This is a genomic window from Ruegeria sp. CDSC079 (assembly GCF_059610505.1).
This window is the reverse complement of the sequence record NZ_JBXWNT010000007.1, coordinates 143,548-165,951: the sequence shown is the minus strand read 5'-3', so window position 1 is coordinate 165,951 and position 22,404 is coordinate 143,548. Positions and strand designations below refer to the sequence as shown.

Annotated in this window: 20 protein-coding genes; 11 read left to right on the top strand and 9 right to left on the bottom strand. The window is 56.6% G+C overall.

The window, feature by feature from the left end:
* Positions 1 to 850: 850 nt before the first annotated feature.
* The 9 genes from AC2FIC_RS15030 to AC2FIC_RS14990 form a co-directional block, all read right to left on the bottom strand.
* A complete protein-coding gene (locus AC2FIC_RS15030) occupies positions 851 to 1,963 on the bottom strand; it encodes a dimethylsulfoniopropionate demethylase (RefSeq protein ID WP_496692098.1) in 1,113 nt (370 codons plus the stop codon).
* 17 nt (positions 1,964 to 1,980) lie between these two features.
* Complete coding sequence (locus tag AC2FIC_RS15025; protein WP_496692099.1) at positions 1,981 to 2,328, bottom strand: hydroxyisourate hydrolase; 348 nt, start codon at positions 2,326 to 2,328, stop codon at positions 1,981 to 1,983.
* A complete protein-coding gene (locus AC2FIC_RS15020) occupies positions 2,328 to 4,058 on the bottom strand; it encodes a thiamine pyrophosphate-binding protein (protein ID WP_496692100.1) in 1,731 nt (576 codons plus the stop codon). The genes AC2FIC_RS15025 and AC2FIC_RS15020 overlap by 1 nt, the downstream gene beginning before the upstream one ends.
* A 30-nt stretch (positions 4,059 to 4,088) precedes the next feature.
* Entirely contained in the window at positions 4,089 to 5,318 is a 1,230-nt protein-coding gene (locus AC2FIC_RS15015) for an alpha-hydroxy acid oxidase (protein WP_496692101.1), read from the bottom strand.
* Between the two features lie 113 nt (positions 5,319 to 5,431).
* Positions 5,432 to 7,486, bottom strand: a complete 2,055-nt coding sequence (locus AC2FIC_RS15010) for a dipeptide ABC transporter ATP-binding protein (RefSeq protein WP_496692102.1) — start codon at positions 7,484 to 7,486, stop codon at positions 5,432 to 5,434.
* A 1-nt stretch (position 7,487) separates the two neighbouring features.
* A complete protein-coding gene (locus AC2FIC_RS15005) occupies positions 7,488 to 8,375 on the bottom strand; it encodes an ABC transporter permease (protein ID WP_496692103.1) in 888 nt (295 codons plus the stop codon).
* A gap of 4 nt (positions 8,376 to 8,379) precedes the next feature.
* Positions 8,380 to 9,327: an ABC transporter permease gene (locus tag AC2FIC_RS15000; RefSeq protein WP_496774764.1), complete on the bottom strand. Its 948-nt coding sequence runs from the start codon at positions 9,325 to 9,327 to the stop codon at positions 8,380 to 8,382.
* An 82-nt stretch (positions 9,328 to 9,409) separates the two neighbouring features.
* Entirely contained in the window at positions 9,410 to 10,894 is a 1,485-nt protein-coding gene (locus tag AC2FIC_RS14995) for an ABC transporter substrate-binding protein (RefSeq protein WP_496692105.1), read from the bottom strand.
* A gap of 328 nt (positions 10,895 to 11,222) precedes the next feature.
* Positions 11,223 to 12,143, bottom strand: a complete 921-nt coding sequence (locus tag AC2FIC_RS14990; protein ID WP_496692106.1) for a LysR family transcriptional regulator — start codon at positions 12,141 to 12,143, stop codon at positions 11,223 to 11,225.
* Positions 12,144 to 12,326: 183 nt separating this feature from the next.
* Between AC2FIC_RS14990 and AC2FIC_RS14985 the strand changes: the two genes are divergently transcribed.
* From AC2FIC_RS14985 to AC2FIC_RS14935, 11 genes are all read left to right on the top strand, one after another.
* Complete coding sequence (locus AC2FIC_RS14985; RefSeq protein ID WP_496692107.1) at positions 12,327 to 13,493, top strand: acyl-CoA dehydrogenase family protein; 1,167 nt, start codon at positions 12,327 to 12,329, stop codon at positions 13,491 to 13,493.
* Positions 13,494 to 13,495: 2 nt separating this feature from the next.
* Complete coding sequence (locus AC2FIC_RS14980; RefSeq protein WP_496692108.1) at positions 13,496 to 14,302, top strand: enoyl-CoA hydratase; 807 nt, start codon at positions 13,496 to 13,498, stop codon at positions 14,300 to 14,302.
* 3 nt (positions 14,303 to 14,305) lie between these two features.
* On the top strand, positions 14,306 to 15,655 hold the full coding sequence (locus AC2FIC_RS14975) for a selenium-binding family protein (RefSeq protein WP_496692109.1): 1,350 nt from the start codon (positions 14,306 to 14,308) through the stop codon (positions 15,653 to 15,655).
* The gene (locus AC2FIC_RS14970) at positions 15,652 to 16,053 is read left to right on the top strand and encodes a 2Fe-2S iron-sulfur cluster-binding protein (RefSeq protein ID WP_496692110.1); all 402 of its coding nucleotides are present in this window, start codon (positions 15,652 to 15,654) and stop codon (positions 16,051 to 16,053) included. The genes AC2FIC_RS14975 and AC2FIC_RS14970 overlap by 4 nt, the downstream gene beginning before the upstream one ends.
* Complete coding sequence (locus tag AC2FIC_RS14965; protein ID WP_496692111.1) at positions 16,054 to 16,518, top strand: CoA-binding protein; 465 nt, start codon at positions 16,054 to 16,056, stop codon at positions 16,516 to 16,518. It abuts the gene before it with no gap.
* Positions 16,515 to 17,030: a rhodanese-like domain-containing protein gene (locus tag AC2FIC_RS14960; RefSeq protein WP_496692112.1), complete on the top strand. Its 516-nt coding sequence runs from the start codon at positions 16,515 to 16,517 to the stop codon at positions 17,028 to 17,030. Before AC2FIC_RS14965 ends, AC2FIC_RS14960 begins: the two co-directional genes overlap by 4 nt.
* The gene (bktB, locus tag AC2FIC_RS14955; RefSeq protein ID WP_496692113.1) at positions 17,027 to 18,217 is read left to right on the top strand and encodes a beta-ketothiolase BktB; all 1,191 of its coding nucleotides are present in this window, start codon (positions 17,027 to 17,029) and stop codon (positions 18,215 to 18,217) included. The genes AC2FIC_RS14960 and bktB overlap by 4 nt, the downstream gene beginning before the upstream one ends.
* Positions 18,214 to 19,281, top strand: coding sequence for a 3-hydroxyacyl-CoA dehydrogenase (locus AC2FIC_RS14950; protein WP_496692114.1), 1,068 nt, complete (start codon positions 18,214 to 18,216; stop codon positions 19,279 to 19,281). Before bktB ends, AC2FIC_RS14950 begins: the two co-directional genes overlap by 4 nt.
* Before the next feature lie 233 nt (positions 19,282 to 19,514).
* Positions 19,515 to 19,820, top strand: coding sequence for a hypothetical protein (locus AC2FIC_RS14945; protein WP_496692115.1), 306 nt, complete (start codon positions 19,515 to 19,517; stop codon positions 19,818 to 19,820).
* Positions 19,821 to 20,508: 688 nt separating this feature from the next.
* Entirely contained in the window at positions 20,509 to 21,258 is a 750-nt protein-coding gene (locus AC2FIC_RS14940) for a FadR/GntR family transcriptional regulator (RefSeq protein ID WP_496692116.1), read from the top strand.
* Positions 21,251 to 22,402, top strand: a complete 1,152-nt coding sequence (locus tag AC2FIC_RS14935) for an aminotransferase class I/II-fold pyridoxal phosphate-dependent enzyme (protein ID WP_496692117.1) — start codon at positions 21,251 to 21,253, stop codon at positions 22,400 to 22,402. Before AC2FIC_RS14940 ends, AC2FIC_RS14935 begins: the two co-directional genes overlap by 8 nt.
* Positions 22,403 to 22,404: the final 2 nt, after the last annotated feature.

The window sequence follows — 22,404 nt, the reverse complement described above, 5'->3', positions numbered from 1 at the left end:
AACTCGCCGGTCGTCGTATCGTCACGACCCCTGTAATGGGCACATCATGGCAGTTTTAACGATGTCTGCTTTCCAATTAGATCGCTTCAAATTACTCACATCAGCGAGGGTCGATTTCTCGCTCTTCCTTGAAGCATGCCACAGTTAATAAACTTGATAGTTGCACGTGCAGCGAAAGCTCATTTTGTCCCGCAGACCGACGCTCAAGCCGGAAAATGCTGCACGATGAATCAATGACCGGTCTGGGGAAGCTGCACTGCCGCATTAGATAGAGTGATGGACGGCAGCAATGGGCCGTCCTCATCCCCGCGCAGCACGTCTAGCGATCGGATGCTGCGACTGCTCCGAAGTCGGCACTGAGCCCTGAGCGGAAATGTCAAAATCTAGCTGCGCGCGCTCGCAGCACAGATTTTGCCGCGCGCGCATCGTCTTCAAAAAGGCAACGTGGTTTGAATAGCGGCCATTCGTGCATTCTGCCGCAGGAAACAAAGCGCTACGACCCGTGGGTGGATCTGTCATCCAATCTGCACGTGGGTAGAGATCTTCATGACATACAAATCCTCGCAAAAGATGAAAAATACTGCAACTGAGACCGTCATGTGACATCGCTTGAAGGAATCAAGCCGGTTAGCAGGCGTTAATCGCAGGAGGCGCTGTAGCAAGTTGCACGTTGATGACGGTGTCGAGGTTCTCTCCAAGCAAGCAGCCTCGGTTACGCGGCCTCATAAGCCAGCCTTTGAGAGTACCGCAGAGGACCTGGGCTTCGATTGAGGAACTGGCCAGAACGTACAACATCAAGACATGTTAAGGCTGTGCAGCCGCAAAGCTGGTGATCAACCTCATTGACCGCCTATGCCATAGGCAAGGCCACGATCTCTCCTGCGCGTGATTTTCCATCCGGTGTCCTGATTCGGACGGCCTGACCGATATCCCAAAAATCGCGGTCGATCATCGACAGGCCGATGTTGGCCTTTAGGCGTGGAGACCAGATGCCCGAGGTGATTTGCCCGACCTGCCCGTCCCCAGCAAGGACTGGCCAGGGTTTCGAGCAGGTCGGAACAGGGTCGCCGCCGAATTTCAGACCTCGGATTTCCTGCGAAACGCCTTTGGTCGAAATCTCCTGCAACGCCTTCAGGCCAACGAAATCGATGCTGCCATCCAGCACACAGAACTTACCAAGCCCCAGGTCAAGGGGGGTGTTTTCACGGGTCATTTCATTGCCATAGGAAAACAATCCACCTTCGATCCGTTCGATCAGATTTGGGCAGCCTGGCGAGATGTCGAAAGCCTGCCCAGCGTCCCAGATCGTATCCCAGAGGGCTGCACCCAGCGATCCGTCATCAAGATAGATTTCAAAGCCACCCTGACGCGAATACCCCGAGCGGGCGATCACCTGACTGGTACCCATGAAATCAAATCGGCCATATTTGAAGAAACCGACCTTTCGAACATCTTCGCCGAAAATGCTGACCAGCAGGTCCTCGGCCTTGGGTCCCTGGACCGCCAGAGGAGAGACATCCGGTTCGTCGATCTCGACATCCAACGCCATCCCGATCGCAAGACCCATCGCGTAGAGAAGCACATCGCTGTCGGCAATCGAAAGCCAAAACCGATCGTCGGCAATCTTGAGCATGACAGGGTCGTTGATCATACCGCCCTGATGATCGACGATGGGAATGTAATAGCAATCACCCACATTGGCTTTGGAGATGTTGCGGGGCGTCATCAGTTGCACCAGATGCTCTGCATCGGGCCCGGCGATCTGAACCTGGCGCTGGCAGGACACATCCCAGATCTGCACATGCGCGCGCAGGTGCCAGTAATCCTCTTCCACGGATCGTTGAAACGCCTTGGGCAGAAGCATGTGATTGACCACTGAAAACCCGCGCACACCAGCCTGCTCGACACGGTCCGTATAGGGCGTGCGGCGAATGCGGCGGGACATATTTAGACCGTCGGCCATGGAAATATTCCTCTGGTTTAACCTGACGCCCAGGTAGAGTAGCTGTTTGGGTTAAGGATGACAGGCATGTGGTATTTGCCATGCGGGTCAGGCATCGAAAACCGCAGCACAATTTCGCCAATGATCCGCTCGCGGCCCTTTGGCAGGCCGCGCGCGGCCCAATACGCACTGGTTTGGAAGGTGAGCTCGTAGGTATCCGCCGGGCTGGACCCGCTGAGGTCTACCTGTTGTGAAAGCCGCCCGCCAGCATCCATTTCGGTGACAAACAACGGGTCCGTGTCGCCCATCCGGGACAGGCTTACCGCGATGCCACCCGCATGTGTGCCATCGGTCCCATTCAGCGTATGTGAACTGACCACAGCCATTATTCGATCGAGGCCTTGTCGCGCTTGTCGGCCGTTGCGGCCACGATCGGGCTGATCACCCCGCGTGCCTTGACGTTGATACAGGCTGTCTTCCCGCTGGCAATCGCGCGCTGAATGGCGCCGGACAGGTCCTCGCGCTTTGTCACTAGTTCACCATAGCCCCCCATGCCTTCGAACATTGTATGGAACGGAATGTCCCGAAAATCGGTGGCATAGTGCTGACCGTTGGAGAACAGCTTTTCCTGCTGCTGGCTGATGCAGTCGAGTCCGCCATTGTTGTCGATCACAACAACGATTGGGCGGTTTTCTTGAAAACAAGCCTCAATCGACAAACCGCCCGACAAGAAGGCCCCATCGCCCGACACCAAGACAACAGTCTTGTCGGGATGCACATTCTTGGCCGAGAGCGCGAAGGACACGCCAACCCCCAGCAGGCTGTAGTTGCCCGGATGCATGATCCCGCCAAGCTTGAGCCCGCGTGAAGCGGCGATATTGGTGGCAATCTCGTTCCAGAAATGTGTGTTGCCGCCGTCAAAGACCAGCCAGTCGCCGTCCTTCATCTCGGCCTGAACATCGACGCCCAATTGAAGGGGATGCATCTTGCGCCCTTCCGCCAGATCAATGGCGGCTTCGGCGTCGAGGTGATCGCTCCATTCCTGCACCCAATCCTTGCGCCGCTGGATTTGCAGGTCAAACCAGCTGTCCCATGTTTTGTCGATGTCGGCCAAAGCCTCAAGGAAGGCACCGGGATCAGACAAAAGCTGAATGTCGGCGCCAAAGTTATACTCCAGCTCTTCGTGGCTGCCATTCACACAGATCAGCTTGGTGCCTTCCGGGATGAACGGCGGGTTGCCAAAGTTCATTTGGTTGTCCAACCGGCATCCCACCATGATCACCACATCGGCCTCATGAATGGCCGGTTTCGAGGGATGGAATTGATGGAAATCGGCAAGCCCGATGTAACATTCGGACGCTTCGCCAAGATTCTTGGTGTGATAGGGCACGTTATAGACCGGCATCCTCAGCGCGGTTCCTGCGGCGTCCAGCTTGTCTTCGGATTTCGTCCACCAGACGCCATGCCCGGCGATGATCAGCGGCCGTTCGGCGGCTTTGATCGTGTCCAGCACCTGCGCCAGAACCGATGGATCAGGCCAGGCGCGCGGCACGGGGCGATCCGAGCGGTCAAAGGGGCGTTCGCCCCGTCCCACATCTTCTTCGAATGACGAAAACATGATGTCCACCGGCAGTGCCAGATGTACCGGCCCGGGATAACCGGTGGTGGCAGCGGTCCAGGCGCGGTCGACAAACTCGCTGATCCGTTCGCCATCCACGATCTGCTCCGAGTATTTGCAAAGCGGCGCGGCAATTGCCACATCATCGATTTCCTTGAACCCGCCAGAGCCCTGGCGCTTCAGCGTGGAAGATCCGGTAACAAAGATCACCGGAGAGCGCTCACCCCAGGCTTCCAGCATCGCGGGCACGGCGTTGGCAAAACCTTCGGGCCCGACCAGACACAGCGACGGTTTACGGGTAATCCGCGTATGGCCGTCCGCCAGGTGGCCTGCTACCTGTTCATGCGGGCAGTTGATCACCGGCATCTGGCATTCCATGAAGCCTTCCAGCGCTGGGTTGCAGAACCCGCCTGCAAGGGTAAAGGCATGGTCCACGCCCTTTTCTTTGAATGCGCGCGCCAGTATCGCACCGCCCCGGATTTTTGATTGTGCATTCATTCGTGGTTCGGCCTCCTTGGGCCTTTGGCGTTACTTTGCTACGGATTTAATCTGGGTCACATTTTCGGCGGCGGAACCGGCCTCGGCGCCATGCAGGATGCTGGCTGACACCGCCGAGATGTCATTCAATCCTGTCTGGGCAAGTGTCAGGCTCAGGTCGTCAGCAAAAATTTTAACAAGCGCATTCAGACCTTTGGAGCCATCTGCACCCAGAGCATAGAGCGCCGGGCGGCCAATCATGACAAAGTCAGCCCCCATGGCCAGCGCCTTTACGATGTCCTCGCCATTGCGAACGCCACTGTCGAACAAAAGCGGATAATCCGGCCCAACAGCGTTTCGGATACCCGGGAGCAGATCAATCGCTGCCGGAGCACTGTCCAACTGACGCCCACCATGGTTGGAGACATAGACCGCATCAGCACCGGCCGCCTTTATACGCAGGGCATCCTGTGCGGACGTGACGCCCTTCACAATCAGGTTCCCCTGCCAATTCGCTCGCAATCGGTCCAGGAAATCCCAATCGGCTCCGGCCCGGCTGGCGCTGCGGTCAAACCGGGTGCCGTCCTTGCCTGTGTCAAAGTTTCTTGGTCGCGGGGCACCGTGCCACAACGTGGACAAGGACCACCTCGGATGGGTGGCAAAATCCCAAAACAGTCTTGGACCGATGCGAAACGGCATGGAAAACCCGTTTCTCAGATCCCGCACCCGGCGAGAGACTTCAGGGACATCCACGGTCAGGATCAGGTTGCGGTAACCTGCGGCTCGTGCGCGTTCAACCATCTCCAATGCCTGTTCGACGGGGCCTCCGACATAGAGCTGGAACCAGGCATTCTCGCCGGCCCACTCCCGCATGTCTTCGATCGAGGTTGAGGCCGCAGACGACAAGCAAACGGGAATGTTGAACATGTTTGCCGCCTCGGCGATAGCGCAATCGGCACCCGGCCAGGACAGATTGCACATGCCCATAGGGGCAATCCCAAATGGCAGATCAAAGCCCTGTCCAAGAATCGACTTTCTTAGCTGCCGGTCTCTGACGTTTTCCATGACCTTGGGTTGCAGTGTTATCTCGTCAAAGCGCGACTGATTGCGCGACGTCGCCACCTCTCGACCAGCCGCACCTTCAACGAAATCGAAGATGACTTTCGGCTGTCGCCGTCGGGCATGGCACCGGGCATCCTCGGTCGAGAAAATGCGCCTGCTGAAACTGGCATTTATGTCAGCTGTCTTTGAAATCGGCCTGGTCCTGCGATCTGCATTCATGCGTGGATACACTGTTGTCAGATTGGAAAATTCGCCTCCAATCGAAATTCATGCGTGATGCATTTGAAAATTCTATGAGATGCTGATTTCCATACGGATCGTGAGTTCTGAGCTTAGCCATTGATCGCTTCCGCTCCCAGATCGCCGCCCTGCATTTTCTCCAGCTGTTCCAATGCTATGTGGCAACGAATGGCATGACCATTCTGTTTCTGGCGCCACGGCGGCACGTCAGTGTCGCAAATCGTCCCCACCTTGTGCGGACACCGGCGCTGAAACGGGCAGCCTTGTGCGGGCGGCGCCAGTTCCACAACATCATCCGCGCTCAGCATTGGCCTGACATCGGGGTCAGGCTCCAATACAGCCCCCAGCAAAACCTCGGTATAAGGATGCGACGGCATTGCATAGACATTCGCCGCTGGTCCCATTTCGCACAGCCGCCCCTGATAGAGCACCGCGACCCGGTCTGACAGGGCCCGCACGACCGCGAGATCATGGGAAACAAAGACATAAGTTGTGCCCTGATCCTGTTTGAGATCGTTGAGAAGGTCCAGCACAGCGGCCTGAACCGAAACATCCAACGCCGAAGTAACCTCATCGCAGAGAACTAGTTCAGGCTCTGCCGCAAAGGCCCGCGCAACCGCAACACGCTGCTTTTCACCCCCCGACAACTGACTGGGAAGGCGGTCGAGGTAATGCGCGCCAAGCCGAACGCGCTCCAGCAATTCTGCGCTGCGATCGTGCAGCGCCTGACCGGACAGCCCGAAATACAGTTTCAAGGGTTGCTCGAGTATCTCGGCAATGGTGTGGCGCGGGTTCAGGCTTTCGTCTGGGTTCTGAAAGATAAGCTGAATGCGGCGCAGATGATCAGGGCCGCGTTTTTCGACTTCCGGTTGCAGCGGATCACCGTTGCCGAATTCAATCGTGCCCTGGGCGGGCGGCAATAGCCCTGCTACCGTTTTCAGGATGGTCGACTTGCCACTGCCGCTCTCGCCCACAAGCCCAAGGGTTTCACCCTTCTTGAGTGCAATGGAAATGTCATCGACGGTCGCCGGTCTATTTGGCGAGTGCGCGCGCCAGCGGTCAAAGAGGCCTGGTTTGTCATAACGGATCGCCACATCTTGCAAACGTAACACCGGGTCCGCGTCCAGATTGGCGGCGCGAGACATTTTGCCACCGGGCACCATCGACAGGCGGTGCGACTGATCGGCGTGATGGCACCTGACCAAAGCCCCATCGGGGCCTGCTTCGAGGGGTGGACGACTGGATCGGCATATCGCACTGGCGATGGCACAGCGATCGACAAACGCACAGCCGTCTCCGGCACCTCCAGGTGCTGGTGGTCTGCCGTGCAGCGCGGTCGGCAAATGTGGATCACTTAACTTGGGGATCGAACTGAGCAACCCGCGGGCATAAGGATGGGTCGGTGTTTTCAAAACCTGCCGGGTTGTCCCTTCCAGAACGATCTCGCCCGCATACATCACAACAACCCGGTCGCAAACCTGCGCGATAGCCCCCAGATCGTGGCTAACATAGACCATCGCCATGCCGGTTTCGGCAGCCAGATCCCGAAGCAACTCCAGAATATGGGCCTGTGTCGTCACATCCAGCCCTGTAGTCGGCTCGTCCAGAAGAAGTGCGTCGGGTTCTCCTGCCAAGGCCATCGCAATTGCGGCGCGCTGTTGTTGACCCCCCGAAAGCTCGTGCGGGAAGCGGGTGAAAATCGCTTCCGGGTCGGGTAAACGTACCTGCGCCAGCAATTGCAGCACACGGTCACGATGCCGTGCCGGGTCAATTTTGCTGTGCAAACGCAACGCTTCGGTCAACTGCGCGCCGATCCGCAACGTTGGTGTCAGGGACTGCCCGGAATTCTGCGGCACCAAGCCCAATTTGCCGCCACGCAAACGCTCAAGCTGGGTTCGACCGAGTGCAAAGAGGTCCTGATCTTGAAAGTGGCAGGAGCCGTTCAGCACGCGCAAACCGCGTTTGAGAAAACCCATGGCGGCCAACGCCAATGTGCTTTTGCCGGACCCGCTCTCGCCAACCAGCCCCACGGTTTCACCCGGGCGCACAGCCAGATCGATATTCCGCAGAACCGGCAGGGTCCGACCGGCCCGGCCTGTAAAGCCGATCGAAAGATCGTCAATGTGAATGATAGGAGCGGTCACCATCTTATACCGGAGCCTTCTGTGCACGGTCGATGCCAAGCGCCTTTGCCAAGGCATCCGCCGTCAGGTTTATGCCAATGATCAGGGATGAGAGCGCGATGACCGGCCCCAACACACCCCAGGGCGCAAAGGACATGAAGCCACGCGCATCCGCGATCATCAGGCCCCAGTCAGGCGTTGGGGGCGATACGCCGAACCCAAGGAATGAGAGGGAAGAAAAAGCCAGTAGCATCCACGACCAGCGCATCGCGCCTTCAACCATCAAGGTGTCCAAGACATTGGGCAAAATCTCTTTGCGCATGATTGTAATGCGCGTCTGGCCACGCGCCCTCGCGGCGGACACGAAATCGCGCGCGACAACATCATGGGTCGCGGCGCGCGCAATTCGGATGACGGGGATGCCGTAGAAAAACGCCAGTGTCGGGATCAATACCTCGATGCCCGTTCCGAAGGTCACAATCAGCACCAGCATTTTCAGGATCCAAGGCAGGGACAGGAAGGCATCGACAACACGCATCAGGATTTCATCCGTGCGTCCGCCAATCAGCCCGAAGAAAATGCCCAACATTCCCCCCCAAAGAACAGCAACCGGCGTTGCGATACCGGTCACAAGCATCGCCTCGCGCCCGCCCTGTATTGTACGGCTAAAGACATCCCGGCCCAGATGATCCGTCCCCAGCCAGTGATTGGCTTCTGGTCCGGTCAGCATCATTGCCGCGTTCATCTCTTTGTAGTCATAAGGGGCAATGTAGGGGCTGATCAGGGCCATCACGATGTGAAAGACAACAAGGAACAGACCAACCGCACCGGATGGGCGGCTCAACACGTCGCGAAGCACGCTGCGAAGGCGTCCCATGGCGGTGGTTTGCGGGATGACGGTGATGACAGTCACGGGTTTACGTCCTTGTATACAGGGTTCGCAGGCGCGGATTGGCGATCATGGTCAGAATGTCAGCCGATAGGTTCACGCCGACATAGACAGAGGCCACGATCAGTGCGAGCGCCTGAACCACCGGAAGGTCGCGGTCAGAGATCGCGTCGATCATCATCCGCCCCATCCCGGGGAAATTGAAAACCACCTCGACCACAACGACGCCGCCCAGAAGCCAGGCAATGGTCAGAGCGACCACATTGATTGCGGGCAAGAGTGCGTTTGGAAGTGCATGCCGGAAAACTATGCGCCAGTAGGGAACGCCCTTCAGAATGGCCATCTGAATGTAATCGCTGCTCATGACTTCAATCACGGATGAGCGAACCATGCGCAGGATATGCGCCGTCATCACCATCGACAGCACGATCACCGGCAGGATGATTTCAGGAAAGAATGCGCTGACAGGGGCATCTGCAGAGACCAAAACTATCCCAGGAAGCCACCCCAACCAGGCCGAGAAGATCAGGATCAAGACGGTTGCGGACACAAACTCCGGAATTGTCATTGCGAAAATCGCCGAGGTCGAGACGAACAGATCGATTGGTTTATCCCGTGACAGCCCGGCGATCACGCCCAGGATGATCGCGAGAGGCACACCAACTGCCAAGGCGCAAAAGGCAAGCAAAAGCGAATTTGCCAGACGGGCACTGACCAGCTGTGCGATACTGTCCTGGCCGTTGGCGGAAACACCCAGATCTCCCTGCAGCGCATTCATCGACCATTCCAGATAGCGTTCAACCGCAGGGCGGTTCAGGCCCAGATCTTCACGGCAGTTTTCAAGCAGCTGGCCATGGGCGTCGCGCTCCAGATACGCCGTGCAGGCATCACCCGGCAGGATTTCAACACCGGTAAAAATGATAACCGACACGATGACGACGGTGATGAACCCAAGAAACAGTCTTCTGATGAGCATACGCAGCATGAGCGTTAGACCTCGGCACTAAGGAAATGCTCCGCCCGGAGAGAACCGGGCGGAGCACCGGGAGTTTGGACGTTTATTCTTCGACGGTGATCAGGTGCCAGCGCACCGCGTCGTTTTTCACATTGTCCAAATTCTTGACCCGGGATCCCACACCGACAGTGCGCGTCACGTGATAGGGGATCAGGGTGCCGCCGTTTTCCTGCAGGTAATCCTGCGCAGCGACGTAGAGATCGCGGCGCTTTTCAAAGTCAAGTTCACGGCGTGCATCGGCCAGCATCTGGTCGAAGGCAGCATCCATGAAATAGGATTCATTCCACCTTGCAGTGCTCAGATAGACCTCGTGCAATACCTGATCTGCAGGGCGTTCATTCCAGCGCGTCGCATAGATGTCCTTCTGCATCCAAACTTGGTTCCAGTAACCGTCAGTCGGAGTTTGTACCACATTGACCCTAATACCGGCCTCTGCGGCCTGTGCCTGATAGGCAACCGCCAATGTTGGCCAGGTCGGTTCCAGAGTGGCAACATGAACGTCAATTTCCAATCCTTCAGGATACCCCGCCTCAGCCAGCAGAGCTTTGGCGCCTTCAATATCCTGCTCGCAAGTCATGTCGGCCCGATATTGGTCATTCGGCTCAACCGGCGCGTCACAGGCGACGACACCACCCCCGCCCAGAACCAGATCAACCAAGGCCTGTCTGTCCGCGACCAACCGAAGCGCCTTGCGCACCCGTGGATCGTTGTAAGGTTCTACATCCGTGCGGAAAACCAGGCCCTGCCAATCACCTGTCGGAATTTCCTGCAGTTGAAATTTGTCACTGCCCGCGAGCATCACTTGTTGTTGAGTTGTGATGCCCCGCTCCATGTCAATCTGACCACCCAGCAGAGCCTGAAGACGTGCCTGACCGTCGGGAATACCGATAACTTCCACGCGTGCGACACCAGGTTCGCCTTCCCAATAGTCTGTGTTGGCGACAAGCACCGAGGTGCCCTCGGCGTCGAACGTTTCAACCTTGAACGGGCCAGTCCCTATTCCCGTTGACGCAATGCTGTCGCTCGAGCCTTCGGGAATGATCCGTAAGCGATAGTCCAGCAACTGCAGCGGCATATCTGCGAAGGGCGTATCAAGCGTGAACTTTACGGTCAGGTCGTTGACCGCCTCAACGCTCTGAACCATCTTGATGGCCGACTTGGCGGGTGACTCTGACTCCGGGTCCAGAATTCGACTCAGGGAATACAGGACATCAGCGGCGTCAAAGGCTGTACCATCATGAAATGTGACCCCGTCCCGCAACTCAAAGGTCCATTCGGTTGCATCATCATTGGATGACCAGCTCACCGCAAGATCCGGAGCTGGCTTGCCATCAAGACCGGGGCGAACCAATCGATTCATGACCTTCTCGGTAATCTGACGGACGCGACCGCTTGAGCTCGGATCCAGGCTCGATTGCGCCCCAAACCCATATTCATGCGCCTGCCGGAAAGTCCCGCTAGGCTCGGCATACGTTACGGATGCAGCGAGCAAGGCTGTTGCCGCCGTCATTCCAAACAAGTTCTTCATGGTATTCCTCCCGTTGATTGAATGCTGTCCTGTTAGAAGGATCTTGTTTTTTGGCGCCGATCCGCCTCCCCTGCGGAAAACAGCGTCGCATTCTATGACGACACGTGAACCTGGTTCAGATCCTTATCGACTTTTCATTACCCAGTATTTCTGCGGTGATGCCTGTCGAACAAATACTTAATATTGCGCCACTCATTCGAAAATCGAATGCATTCGGGAAATTCCGTGAGGGTTGACTATGTAAACGGTTGTGAATTGGGCGTGTCGATTTCGACCGGGATCGCCACTTTTTCGCGCCGAAAGCCGAGGGTCCGGACGGCCGAAGCGGTCAACGCAGGAAGTTTTCCACCGTGGAGACTCTGCGCGAGAGGCGGTCGGACAGGATGGACACGAGCTCTAACGCATAGCGCGACAGGTATTCCCTGCCGGGTGAGACGAGGGAAATGTAATATGTCAGGTCCTGTTGAATCGGGCGAAACGCGACACCCCCAATGCGAACCGCTTGTTCTGCGGTAAACGGGTCAGCAATGGCACAGACACCGGTTTCCCTGACCAGCGCAGCAGCGACGTGCATGTTGGTCGCCGACAATCTGGATGCGTCCTGAAGCCGTTGCGACAATGCGCTGTCAATCGACATCATGTCATCCGGGAACGCACCACCGAACGTCACGAAGGTCTCGTTCCTCGCCAGTTCTTCCAGATCCACGGCACCGGACTGTCCGATCAGCGGGTGCTCTTCCGGCATAAGGCAAACATAAGGCGCCGCAGCCTGATAGAGCGTCTCGACACCTTCATAGGGAGGTTGGCGGCCAACGATGCCCAGATCGAGTTGTCGCATTTGGATTTCATTCAGAATGGCGGGCGTGTTTCGCGTGTGCACCATGAAACGGATATCACCATAGCGCTGATACAAGGTGTTTATCGCCTTCGGCAGTTCAAAGGTCGAAACGGATTGAATGGTCCCGATAGAGATCACACCGCCAGCGGATGTACGGATCGAATTTGCCAGATCCTCAAGCCGGTCAACTCCGATGAACATGCCTTCGACGCCGTGATAAAACGTATTTGCCTCAACCGTCGGTGTCAGCCCGCGGCCGACCCGCAGAAAAAGCGGGAACCCCACCGACCGTTCCAGATCCGAGATCAGACGGCTGACGCTGGGCTGCGAGATATGCATCATCTCAGCCGCTTCTGTGATCGATCCTGATCGCATCGTCGCACGAAAGGCTTCAAGCTGGCGCAAATTCATCTGGTGTTCCCGCTATCCGTCGCGCCGCAAACCTAACGCAGGCCAAGTCAAACTCAACCGGTTTATCTATGCAATCCGGACAATCATTTGTTTTTTGGATGACTCGCAAATCAAATTGAATTTGTTTCGCCACTGGGGGCTGGCTAGCGTTTTCGCAACACAGCCGGATAGTGAGCACCCCGCATGCCTGATCTAGAACTGCCGTCATCACGCTGGATGGATGAAGAGCTGACAATGCTGGCGGATGCCTGTGCGCAGTTCTACGAACGGGAATGCACGCCCCATTACGCGGACTGGGAAACAAAGGGATCATTTCCGCGCGGTCTTTGGTTAAAGGCAGGTGAGATGGGCCTGCTGGGGGCGGAAGTCCCTGAAGAATATGGCGGATTGGGGGGCAGTTTTGCGCATGATGCGGTGATCGCCTATCAAGGCAACCTCGCCGGGATCGATGGCTGGGGCGGTGGTCTCCACAACTCGATCGTGATCCCTTATCTCATTCACTACGGTTCCGAAGATCAAAAAAAGCGCCTCCTCCCGCGCATGATCTCGGGCGATCTGATCGGTGCCATCGCAATGACCGAGCCCGGTGCCGGTTCAGATCTGCAAAACATCAAGACCACAGCGGTCAAAGACGGCAACCACTACCGGATTTCCGGCTCCAAAACCTTCATCACCAACGGCGCTCTGGCCAATCTGATCATCGTTGCAGCCAAAACCGACCCAAAGGCTGGCGGACGCGGCATTTCGCTGTTTCTGGTGGAAACCGACGGGTTGGAGGGATTTCGACGTGGACGAAACCTCGACAAGCTGGGGATGAAATCAAACGATACGTCTGAATTGTTCTTTGATGACATGCGCGTTCCGGCCTCGGCTCTTGTGGGTCGGGAGGAAGGACAGGGTTTCGTTCAGATGATGGAGCAGTTGCCGCAAGAGCGCCTGTTGATTGGCGTTTATGCGGTGGGTCGGATCGAACGGGCTCTGCGTATCACATTGGACTATGTGAGCGAACGCAGCGCGTTCGGCAAAAAACTTGCCGACTTCCAGAACACTCAATTCGTTCTGGCCGAATGCGCCACAGAAGCGACGATTGCAAAGACCTTTTTGGATGCCTGCATTTCCGAACATATCGAAGGCAAGCTGACCACCGAGAAAGCCTCGATGGCCAAATACTGGCTGACAGATTTGCAGGCGAAGATCATCGACCGTTGTCTGCAGCTCTTTGGTGGCTATGGCGTCATGGCGGAATATCCTCTGGAACGGATGTATCGCGACAACCGGATCGAGCGGATCTATGCGGGCACCAACGAGATCATGAAGCTGGTGATCGCGCGTGGATTGCTGAGGGGCTGATCATGGAATTTGGCAGCGATATCCTGATTTGTGAAACATCAAACAATGTTGCGCGCTTGACGCTCAACCGCCCGGCTGCGCGCAATAGCCTGTCCCTTGCAATGCTGGAGCGGCTGCACAGCGCAATATACGCGCTTGGTGCCGACAAAAGCATTCATGTCATTATCCTTGCAGGCAATGGGCCCGCGTTTTGCGCGGGTCATGACCTGAAGGAGCTGACCGCAGCGCGCGCGTCCGAGGATGCGGGGCACGGGTTCTTTGAAAGAACCATGGAGGCCTGTTCGCGACTGATGCAGGCTATTGTGACCTGCCCCAAGCCGGTGATCGCGCAGGTGCATGGCATAGCCACCGCCGCCGGGTGCCAGCTTGTGGCAAGTTGCGATTTGGCCGTGGCCGCGCAAGACGCCAAATTTGCCACGCCAGGCGTCAATATCGGCCTGTTCTGTTCGACCCCGATGGTGGCGCTCAGCCGCAATGTGTCGCGCAAGCGTGCAATGGAGATGCTATTGACCGGAGACATGATCTCTGCCGAACAGGCCGCCGAGTTTGGCTTGTTGAACAAAATCGCAGCGCCCCAGGAATTGGTGGCCGAGACGGACGCTCTGGCGAGCAAGATCGCCTCAAAGGCCCCGGCAACGCTGCGGATCGGGAAAGAAGCTTTTTACCAGCAGGCCGAGATGCCCCTGCAAGATGCCTATAGCTACGCGTCGCGGGTCATGGTCGCCAATATGATGAAGCCGGATGCCGAAGAAGGCATTGAGGCTTTCATCGAAAAGCGCGCGCCGCAATGGCAGCCATTGGGAGAATAGCGCATGGAATGTTGTGGACCGGGTTATGCATCGCCAGCAGCAGCGATTGAGGCACCGCGCGAGAAGTTGCTTTATACGATTGCGATTTATACCGGGACGGGCATCCAGAAACCCGATTATCTGGCCACGGTGGATGTTGACCCGGAAAGCCCGACATACAGCCAGGTGATCCACCGGCTTGAGATGCCAGGGATCGGGGATGAGCTGCACCACATGGGGTGGAACGCCTGTTCGTCCTGCCATGACGACGGTTCGATGAGCCGCAAATACCTTATCCTGCCCGGGGTGCGGTCGAACAAACTGCACATTGTCGATACCGCCACCGATCCGCGCGCGCCGCGGCTGCACAAGATCATCGACGGGGCCGAGATCAAGGCCAAGGCCGATCTTTCGGGGCCGCATACGGTGCATTGTCTGGGCTCCGAGATCATCATTTCGTTTCTTGGTAACGCCAAGGGTGAGGCGCCGGGCGGGTATCTGCATCTGGACAAGGACTTCAACATTATCGGCCGGTGGGAAAACTCGATGGGCGACATCAAATTCGGCTATGATTTCTGGTACCAGCCGCGCCACAACGTGATGGTGAGTTCCGAATGGGCCGCACCCAACACCTTCATGCCGGGGTTTGATCTGGAGGAGGTCGGCCACCTGAAATACGGGCGCGAATTGCATTTCTGGGACTTCGAAAAGCGCGAACCGATTGAGAGCTTCTATTTGGGTGAGGACGGGCTGATCCCGCTGGAAGTCAAGTTCCATCATGATCCGGAGAGTACACATGGCTTCTGTGGGGCTGCACTGTCCTCCAATGTCATTCACTGGTGGAAGGCCGACGCAGGCAAGTGGCAATGGGAAAAGATCATCGATGTTGAGAATGAGATGCACCCCGATTGGCCAATCCCGCTGCCGGGGGTAATGTCGGCCATTCTGGTGTCGATGGATGACAAGTATCTCTACCTGAACAACTGGCTGCACGGCGATATGCGCCAATATGATATTTCTGACCCGCATAATCCCAAACTGACCGGACAGGTCTTCATGGGCGGGCTTTTGGGCAAGGCGCCGGTGGTGAATGGCGTCGAGATGGCGGGTGGACCGCAGATGTTCCAGCTCAGCCTCGATGGGCGGCGGCTCTATGTAACAACAAGCCTGTTTAGTACCTGGGACAATCAGTTTTATCCCGAGATCCGTGAAAAGGGCGGCGTGATGGTGATGATTGATTGCGATCCCGAAAACGGTGGCATGTCTCTGAATCCCGACTTTATCGTCGACTTTGGCCAGGAACCCGGCGGCCCCGCACGGTGTCACGAAATGCGCTATCCCGGCGGCGATTGCACAAGCGATATCTGGCTGTGACTAAATATACCGTCACACTTGCCAACCGCGAGAACGCAACCTTCCAGGTCAATTCTCGCCGTCCGCTGCTGGAGCAACTGAGGGATCAGGGGGTCGATCTGCCCTATGGCTGTGAATATGGCGGCTGCATCACCTGTGCCGCCAAGCTGACGGCCGGTGAGGTAGACCAGCGCCGTCAGGTCGCGCTCAACAACCGCCAGATTGCAAATGGCTATGTGATCCTCTGCGTGGCGCGCGCAACCACTGACATCACGCTTGAGATCGGGGTGGAAAGCCATGACACGCTCTACCGCAACCCATTTCTCGACCCTCTGGACCCTCATGAACTGAAGGCGGATATCGCCACGCCACCGCCCTCAAGTAGCGAAGCGATAGGGCAGAATGAACAGGAGGCGTAAATGCCTGAAGCAGATATCGATCACATCTACGACTATGATCCCAAATACCTGGCTGACATTCTGAAATCCGTCAACACCATTGCCATGGTGGGGGCCAGCGCCGACAAGACCAAGTTCAGCTATGGCGTTCTGCGGCAGCTGCACGAGATCGGCTATGAGATGCTGCCGGTGAATCCGAACCCGAATGTCACTGAGATTCGCGGCATCAAAGTCTACCATTCGCTGGAAGAGATCGACCGCCGCGTCGATATGGTCGAAGTGTTCCGCCCCAAGGAAGAGCTGTATGGCTTCGCCGAGAAAGCTATTGCTATCGGGGCCAAGGTGCTCTGGGGGCAGATCGGTGTCTATGATGACGCGGCCGCGAAGCTTGCCGAGGATGCGGGCCTCAAGGTTGTGATGAACCGCTGTCCCAAGATCGAGCTTTTCCGACCGTTCTGGAAGCCCCGGCTCGATCTGAAAATATGAGGGAGTACCCGCATCACGCTTGCTGCTGTCCCGGGGCAGCGCCGCTCGACTGGCCTCTGGAGGCGCTGATCGAGACCGTGAAGCGGCTGCTGAAACAAGAGGATGACACCGTGTCTCAGACCATTCAGAAAAGTGCCAAAGACCTCGTCAAAGAAGCGCTGGCCACCGTGCCCGCCATCAGCGTCGAAGACGCGCTGCCGCTGGTGAACAGCGAAGCTCATGTCTTTGTTGACCTGCGCGACGGGACGGAACAGGCAAGATCCGGCACCATCCCCGGTGCCGTGGCGTCGTCCCGCGGCATGATGGAATTCCATATCGACCTGGAAAGCCCCGCTCATATCCCAGCGCTCAACCAAGACAAAACCTACGTCTTCTACTGCGCATCGGGTGGCCGTTCTGCACTCGCCGCGCAGGCAGCAATGGAAATGGGGCTGTCACCGGTAATGAACCTCACGGGCGGCGTTGCAGCTTGGAAAAAGGCAGGCGGCGCACTCGACGGGGGTTCGAAATGAGAGATGTGGTAATTTGCTCAGGTGCCCGCACCGCTATTGGCAGTTTTGGCGGGTCACTGGCTGAAACACCGCCCTGCGAACTGGCCACACTGGTCGCGCAAGAGGCTATCGCGCGTTCCGGCATTGCCGCCTCTGCCGTCGGTCAGTCGGTTTTTGGCAATGTCATTCACACTGAGCCGCGGGATATGTATCTGTCGCGCGTGGCCGCGATCGGCGCTGGCATGTCCGAGACAGCTCCGGCACTAACCTTGAACAGGCTCTGCGGCAGCGGACTTCAGGCGGTGGCCACAGGGGCCGAGCAGATCATGCTGGGTCATGCGGATGTGGTTCTGACCGGCGGTGCCGAAAACATGAGCCGGGTTGGCCATTTGATATATGCCGCGCGTTTCGGTGCCAAGATGGGTGACATTGGCGCAACTGACATGATGACCGGGGCGCTGACCGACCCGTTCGGCAATGGTCATATGGGCGTGACCGCGGAAAACGTGGCCGAAGCCAGCGATGTAAGTCGCGGTGCTCAGGATGCTCTGGCGCAGCAAAGCCACCAGCGCGCCGCCGCGGCAATCAAAGCAGGGCGATTCAAAGAACAGATCCTGCCAATTCGCGTGAGGCTTGGTCGCAAGGAAGTCACTTTCGACACAGATGAACATGTGCGCGGCGATGTCTCGCTGGCAGATCTCGAGAAGCTGCGCCCTGCGTTCAAAAAGAATGGCTCCGTCACCGCTGGCAATGCTTCGGGTATCAATGACGGCGCCGCCGCATTGGTTTTGGCGGCCGAAGATCACGCCGACGCAAGAGGTTTTCCCAAACTGGCCCTTATTCGCGCCGCTTCCCTTGGCGGTGTCGCCCCCAGGGTCATGGGCATGGGACCAGTGCCCGCCGTGACCGCGGCGTTGAAGCGCGCCAAGCTGCGCGTTGGTGACATGGCGTGTATAGAATCGAACGAAGCCTTCGCGGCGCAGGCTTGTGCTGTCTCGGCGGAATTGGGCTTTCCCCCGGAATTCACCAATCCAAACGGCGGTGCCATTGCGCTTGGACATCCCATCGGCGCATCCGGAGCGATTATCCTGATCAAGCTGATCTACGAGTTGCGTCGCACGGGCGGGCGTTACGGCCTGGCCACGATGTGCATCGGTGGCGGACAAGGCATTGCCATGATCGTCGAAAACCCGGATGCGCCAAAATGAGGGCGATCAACAGTATTGCCGTTATTGGTGCCGGGACAATGGGCAGCGGGATTGCCATTTCGGCGATCTGCGAGGGCTTCAAAGTGATGTTGATCGATACATCTTCTGCCTCGCTGGAACGTGCTTTGGCTCGCGCCCAAAAGTACCTGAACCGTCAAGTCGAAAAGAGAAAGATGAGCCGTCGTGCTGCAGCAGAAGCTCAAGCCCGGTTGAGCAGGTCGGACAATCTGTCCGATGCTGCTGGATCAGATTTGATAGTCGAGGCAGTGTTCGAAGATCTGCTGGTAAAGAAGTCTGTTTTTCAGGCGATTGAGGCAGCTGTTTCCCCTTCGACCATTCTGGCAACCAATACGAGCGCCCTAAAAGTGGCAAATATCGGTGCTGAAATGGCGCATCCCGAGCGGCTTTGCGGGATGCATTATTTTAGCCCGGCCGAGGTCAACCCAATTGTGGAAGTCATTAAAGCCGACCAAACGTCATCTGATACCATTGCGGCGGTACTGTCCTTTCTGGCTGAGTGCCAAAAAAAGCCGATCGAGTGCAGCGATCACATCGGATTTGCCCTCAACCGGTTCTTTTGCCCCTACACAAACGAGGCAGCACGTTGTCTGGATGATGGTCTTGGAAACCCGGCACAGATTGATCAGGTCGCAAAAGAGGTGTTTGGCGTGCCCGTCGGTCCTTTTTTCGTGATGAATATCGTCAAACCCGGGATCAACCTCGCCGCTGTGCGGAATCTGGCCTCGCTGGGCGCTTTCTATGCACCTGCCGACAGCCTGAAAAGATGTGGAGAGGCTGATGATAGCTGGGATTTGTCAGATCGCGGAACACCTCTTTCTGCTAACGCGTACAACCAAATCGCTGACCGTTTGAAGGGAGCGGTATTTCTGGCAGTATTGGAGGCATTGGAAGAGGAGATCGCTAAGCCTGAAAGCATAGACCTAGGCGCACGCGAAGCCTTTGCCTTTGCCAAAGGTCCCATTGAAATGATGAAGGGCATTCGTGAGCAAGAAGTGACCCGACTCGTCAACTTGGTTCACTGCCCGCAAGTGGAGCTTTCCTAGAATATTTGGGAGTTGATGAAGTAAGAGAGCCTTTTGGGACTCTACGGGTCGAAACGAGTTTCCATAGCCGCTTCGGTGAGGCGAGCTGCGTCGCAGTTTCAGGCATACTCCTTTCGTGAATGATCTCCGCGTCAGCCATAACTTCGATCACAAAGGGCGGGTGTGTTGTCTCCTTAGTAATCGATCGTTGCTGCGGCAAATGGACGATTCGAAATCCAGCTGGATCAGCGCAGGTGAAGGTCTGGTTCGGTGAAATCCACCGTGATGCCGCAATCTTCGCACTGCGCCTGCGAACAAATGCTGCGTCAGCGAGCACCCGCAAGGGAGATGTCCGCAATGTTCGCGATCTGTCAGTTCGGCACGTCTTAGATTTCGCGTTTGCAGCGAATGTCAGCATTACGGGCTGCGACCGCAGCATCGAGGTTGGTGGTCTAAGGTCAGCATTGGGCCGTCCCCGTGTCAGTTATCAGCGGGGCAGGGGGTTTAGCTGCAACGGCACCGAGGTCAGCATCGAGCCCTTCTTTACCAATTTCCTGTAATGCAGCGAATGTCGACTTCGATGGAAAAACGGCCTGTATAGAAACAAAGTAGTCGGGGTTCCGTCCAACGTTTGTGCCATGTGAGGACTCCGTGATCGACTTTAAACTTGCGTTGGTCCAACTCAGTTACTCATACGATAATGTTTTAGTACCTGCGGATAATTTGGCGGAAAACTCCAGACTGTATCGCCCGTCGCACGTACAAGCCCACGCGCCTTGGCTAGAGGCACCCGAGGCGGGTGCGGAGGTCCTTAGATTGCGCTTGCAGGCCTAGATCGTCTTACCCAGAAGGCGCTGACGTTTAGCACAGGCTTTGCTTACCAGACGCGGAAATTAGAGAGGTCTTGATGGCCGAGCAGATGAAACGCAGCGGGCAAGCGCATGTCGAGCTTGAACGCTGGACTGGCGAACCTGCACCACAGCGCACTTCGAAGTGGTGAAGGCCTGATTAGATCGTGCCGAACTACGAGTTCTTTCAGCAAGATGCCCCATTTCTCCCAATTTGGGATTGAGCTTTCAAAAACAAAAAAGCGTGCAGTTTGGGGCCATTCTGCTTCAGTTCTGATCCAAGCAAGACTGTTTTGGCAGCCGTTGATAAGACCCTTTTCATATAATGTCGGACATTATAGTGTATTTTGTCGGACATTATATGTAATGTTGGAAGAATATTGATTCGGAGCGGCCACACGTGACAGAAAATTTGCCACCCCAGGAACAGAGCGAAGAGGCAGGCAACTCGCTAAAAGAATTAGCTCCCGGCAGCACCAGCCGGGATGTTTTGGATGCGCTTTCCGAGATGATTGATGCGGAAGGTTTGAAAGTTGGTGACCGTCTGCCGCCGGAAGTAGAAATCGCACGCCGCCTTGGAATTGGTCGGGCAAAGGTCCGCGAGGCCCTGACGAGTTGGCAGAACATGGGCATCGTTATTCGCAACAAGAAAGCCGGGACACGTTTGGCGGCGGAAGTGTCGGCAAATGCAATTCATCTTCCTCTGACGTTGAAGCTTGAAGCAGAGAGCCTGTTGCGAACCCACGCAGTACGCAGGCCTTTGGAAATCGAAGCGGCGAGGATAGCGGCATTGAATTGCACCGAGGCGCAAGGACGGTTGATTACTGCCCGCGTTGCAGAACTCATAGCCACACATGCCGCTGGTGAAGACTGGCGTCAGGCCGACTATCGGTTCCACTCATCACTGCATGACACCTGCGGAAATCCTCTGTTCGGGCAATTGATCCGTCAGATTCAGCAAGGCTTCAATGAGGTTTACGAAGCGCCGTTCGGTCAGCCGCATCTGGGTCAGGCGACGATCCCAATTCACATCCATCTTGCCGAGGCGGTAGTCTCGGGTAATGCCGACGAAGCCGGGCGGATAGTCGGTGAAATCATGGACATGGTCGAAGCAGAAATTCTCCAGATCATGGAGAACCAGAATGTCTGATCATAGAGACATTGCGACCCTGCTAGCAGCGGTACTGCCCGACTCTGATGGGGCAGTGACACCTCCGATCGTCCAAACATCACTGTTTACCTTCGATAGCTATCAAAGTTTCGAAGACAGGATGGCAGGCCGGTCGGATTCTGCAATCTACACCCGCGTGGAAAACCCAACTGTCGCTGCGTTTGAAAAGCTTATGGCTGAAGCCGAGCAGGGTGAAGCAGCGGTCGGTTTTGCTTCTGGGATGGCAGCCATTTCCTCAACGCTATTGGCATTCGTCAAACCCGGCGATCGGATCGCCTGCGTTAGACATGTCTATCCGGATACGTACCGGTTTATGGAACGTCTGCTGCGCCCGCTTGGCGTGCATATTGAATACCATGCGCCGGAACGTTTTGTAGATGACCCGGAGTTGCTGGCTGATGTGACACTGGCCTATCTGGAAAGCCCTGGATCGGTCGTTTTTGAAGCAATAGACCTGCGTCGTGTTGCCGAACATGCCAAACGTCACAAAGTATTGACGATGATCGATAATTCCTGGGCCAGCCCGGTGTTTCAACGCCCCCTTACAATGGGCATCGACATCGTCATCCACTCAGCCTCGAAGTATATTTCGGGGCACTCGGACACGGTTGCGGGCGTGGTGGTCGCCTCCCTGGACCATATCGCCTGCATCCGTGATCTGACCCTACCTTTGCTTGGTGCAAAGTTGGCGCCTTTTGAGGCGTTCTTGCTGACGCGAGGCCTGAGGACTTTGAGTGCGCGAATGATGCAACATCAGGCGACGGCCAACGTGTTCGTTGATCGTCTGGCCACTATTCCACAAGTTCGACAGATCAATTCACCCGGCGCCAACGACGTTCCAGGGTTGGCGGGGCGGTCTGGGCTTATGTCGATCGAGTTCGATGACAGCGTCGACATTGTAAAATTTTCCGATGCTTTGAACCTTTTCCGCCTCGGCGTGAGCTGGGGTGGCTTCGAAAGCCTGATCCTGCCGGCGCGTGTCGGACTTGCTCAGGCCGGTGAACAAAACTCGATGCAGAAGTTTGGCGTCTCGCCCAATCTGGTGCGCTTGAATCTTGGGCTCGAGTCAGCTGACGATCTCTGGGCCGATTTCACATCAGCACTCGCAAAAAGCACCGCTTAAGA

Bases quoted from the DNA above. Each gene is read 5' to 3' on its own strand.
- AC2FIC_RS15025 (WP_496692099.1), bottom strand. From the start codon at position 2,328: ATGGCTGTGGTCAGTTCACATACGCTGAATGGGACCGATGGCACACAT.
- AC2FIC_RS14990 (WP_496692106.1), bottom strand. From the start codon at position 12,143: ATGAATTTGCGCCAGCTTGAAGCCTTTCGTGCGACGATGCGATCAGGA.
- AC2FIC_RS15020 (WP_496692100.1), bottom strand. From the start codon at position 4,058: ATGAATGCACAATCAAAAATCCGGGGCGGTGCGATACTGGCGCGCGCA.
- AC2FIC_RS14985 (WP_496692107.1), top strand. From the start codon at position 12,327: ATGCCTGATCTAGAACTGCCGTCATCACGCTGGATGGATGAAGAGCTG.
- AC2FIC_RS14965 (WP_496692111.1), top strand. From the start codon at position 16,054: ATGCCTGAAGCAGATATCGATCACATCTACGACTATGATCCCAAATAC.
- AC2FIC_RS14995 (WP_496692105.1), bottom strand. From the start codon at position 10,894: ATGAAGAACTTGTTTGGAATGACGGCGGCAACAGCCTTGCTCGCTGCA.
- AC2FIC_RS15000 (WP_496774764.1), bottom strand. From the start codon at position 9,327: ATGCTCATCAGAAGACTGTTTCTTGGGTTCATCACCGTCGTCATCGTG.
- bktB (WP_496692113.1), top strand. From the start codon at position 17,027: ATGAGAGATGTGGTAATTTGCTCAGGTGCCCGCACCGCTATTGGCAGT.
- AC2FIC_RS15030 (WP_496692098.1), bottom strand. From the start codon at position 1,963: ATGGCCGACGGTCTAAATATGTCCCGCCGCATTCGCCGCACGCCCTAT.
- AC2FIC_RS14980 (WP_496692108.1), top strand. From the start codon at position 13,496: ATGGAATTTGGCAGCGATATCCTGATTTGTGAAACATCAAACAATGTT.
- AC2FIC_RS14935 (WP_496692117.1), top strand. From the start codon at position 21,251: ATGTCTGATCATAGAGACATTGCGACCCTGCTAGCAGCGGTACTGCCC.
- AC2FIC_RS15010 (WP_496692102.1), bottom strand. From the start codon at position 7,486: ATGGTGACCGCTCCTATCATTCACATTGACGATCTTTCGATCGGCTTT.
- AC2FIC_RS14975 (WP_496692109.1), top strand. From the start codon at position 14,306: ATGGAATGTTGTGGACCGGGTTATGCATCGCCAGCAGCAGCGATTGAG.
- AC2FIC_RS14960 (WP_496692112.1), top strand. From the start codon at position 16,515: ATGAGGGAGTACCCGCATCACGCTTGCTGCTGTCCCGGGGCAGCGCCG.
- AC2FIC_RS14950 (WP_496692114.1), top strand. From the start codon at position 18,214: ATGAGGGCGATCAACAGTATTGCCGTTATTGGTGCCGGGACAATGGGC.
- AC2FIC_RS15015 (WP_496692101.1), bottom strand. From the start codon at position 5,318: ATGAATGCAGATCGCAGGACCAGGCCGATTTCAAAGACAGCTGACATA.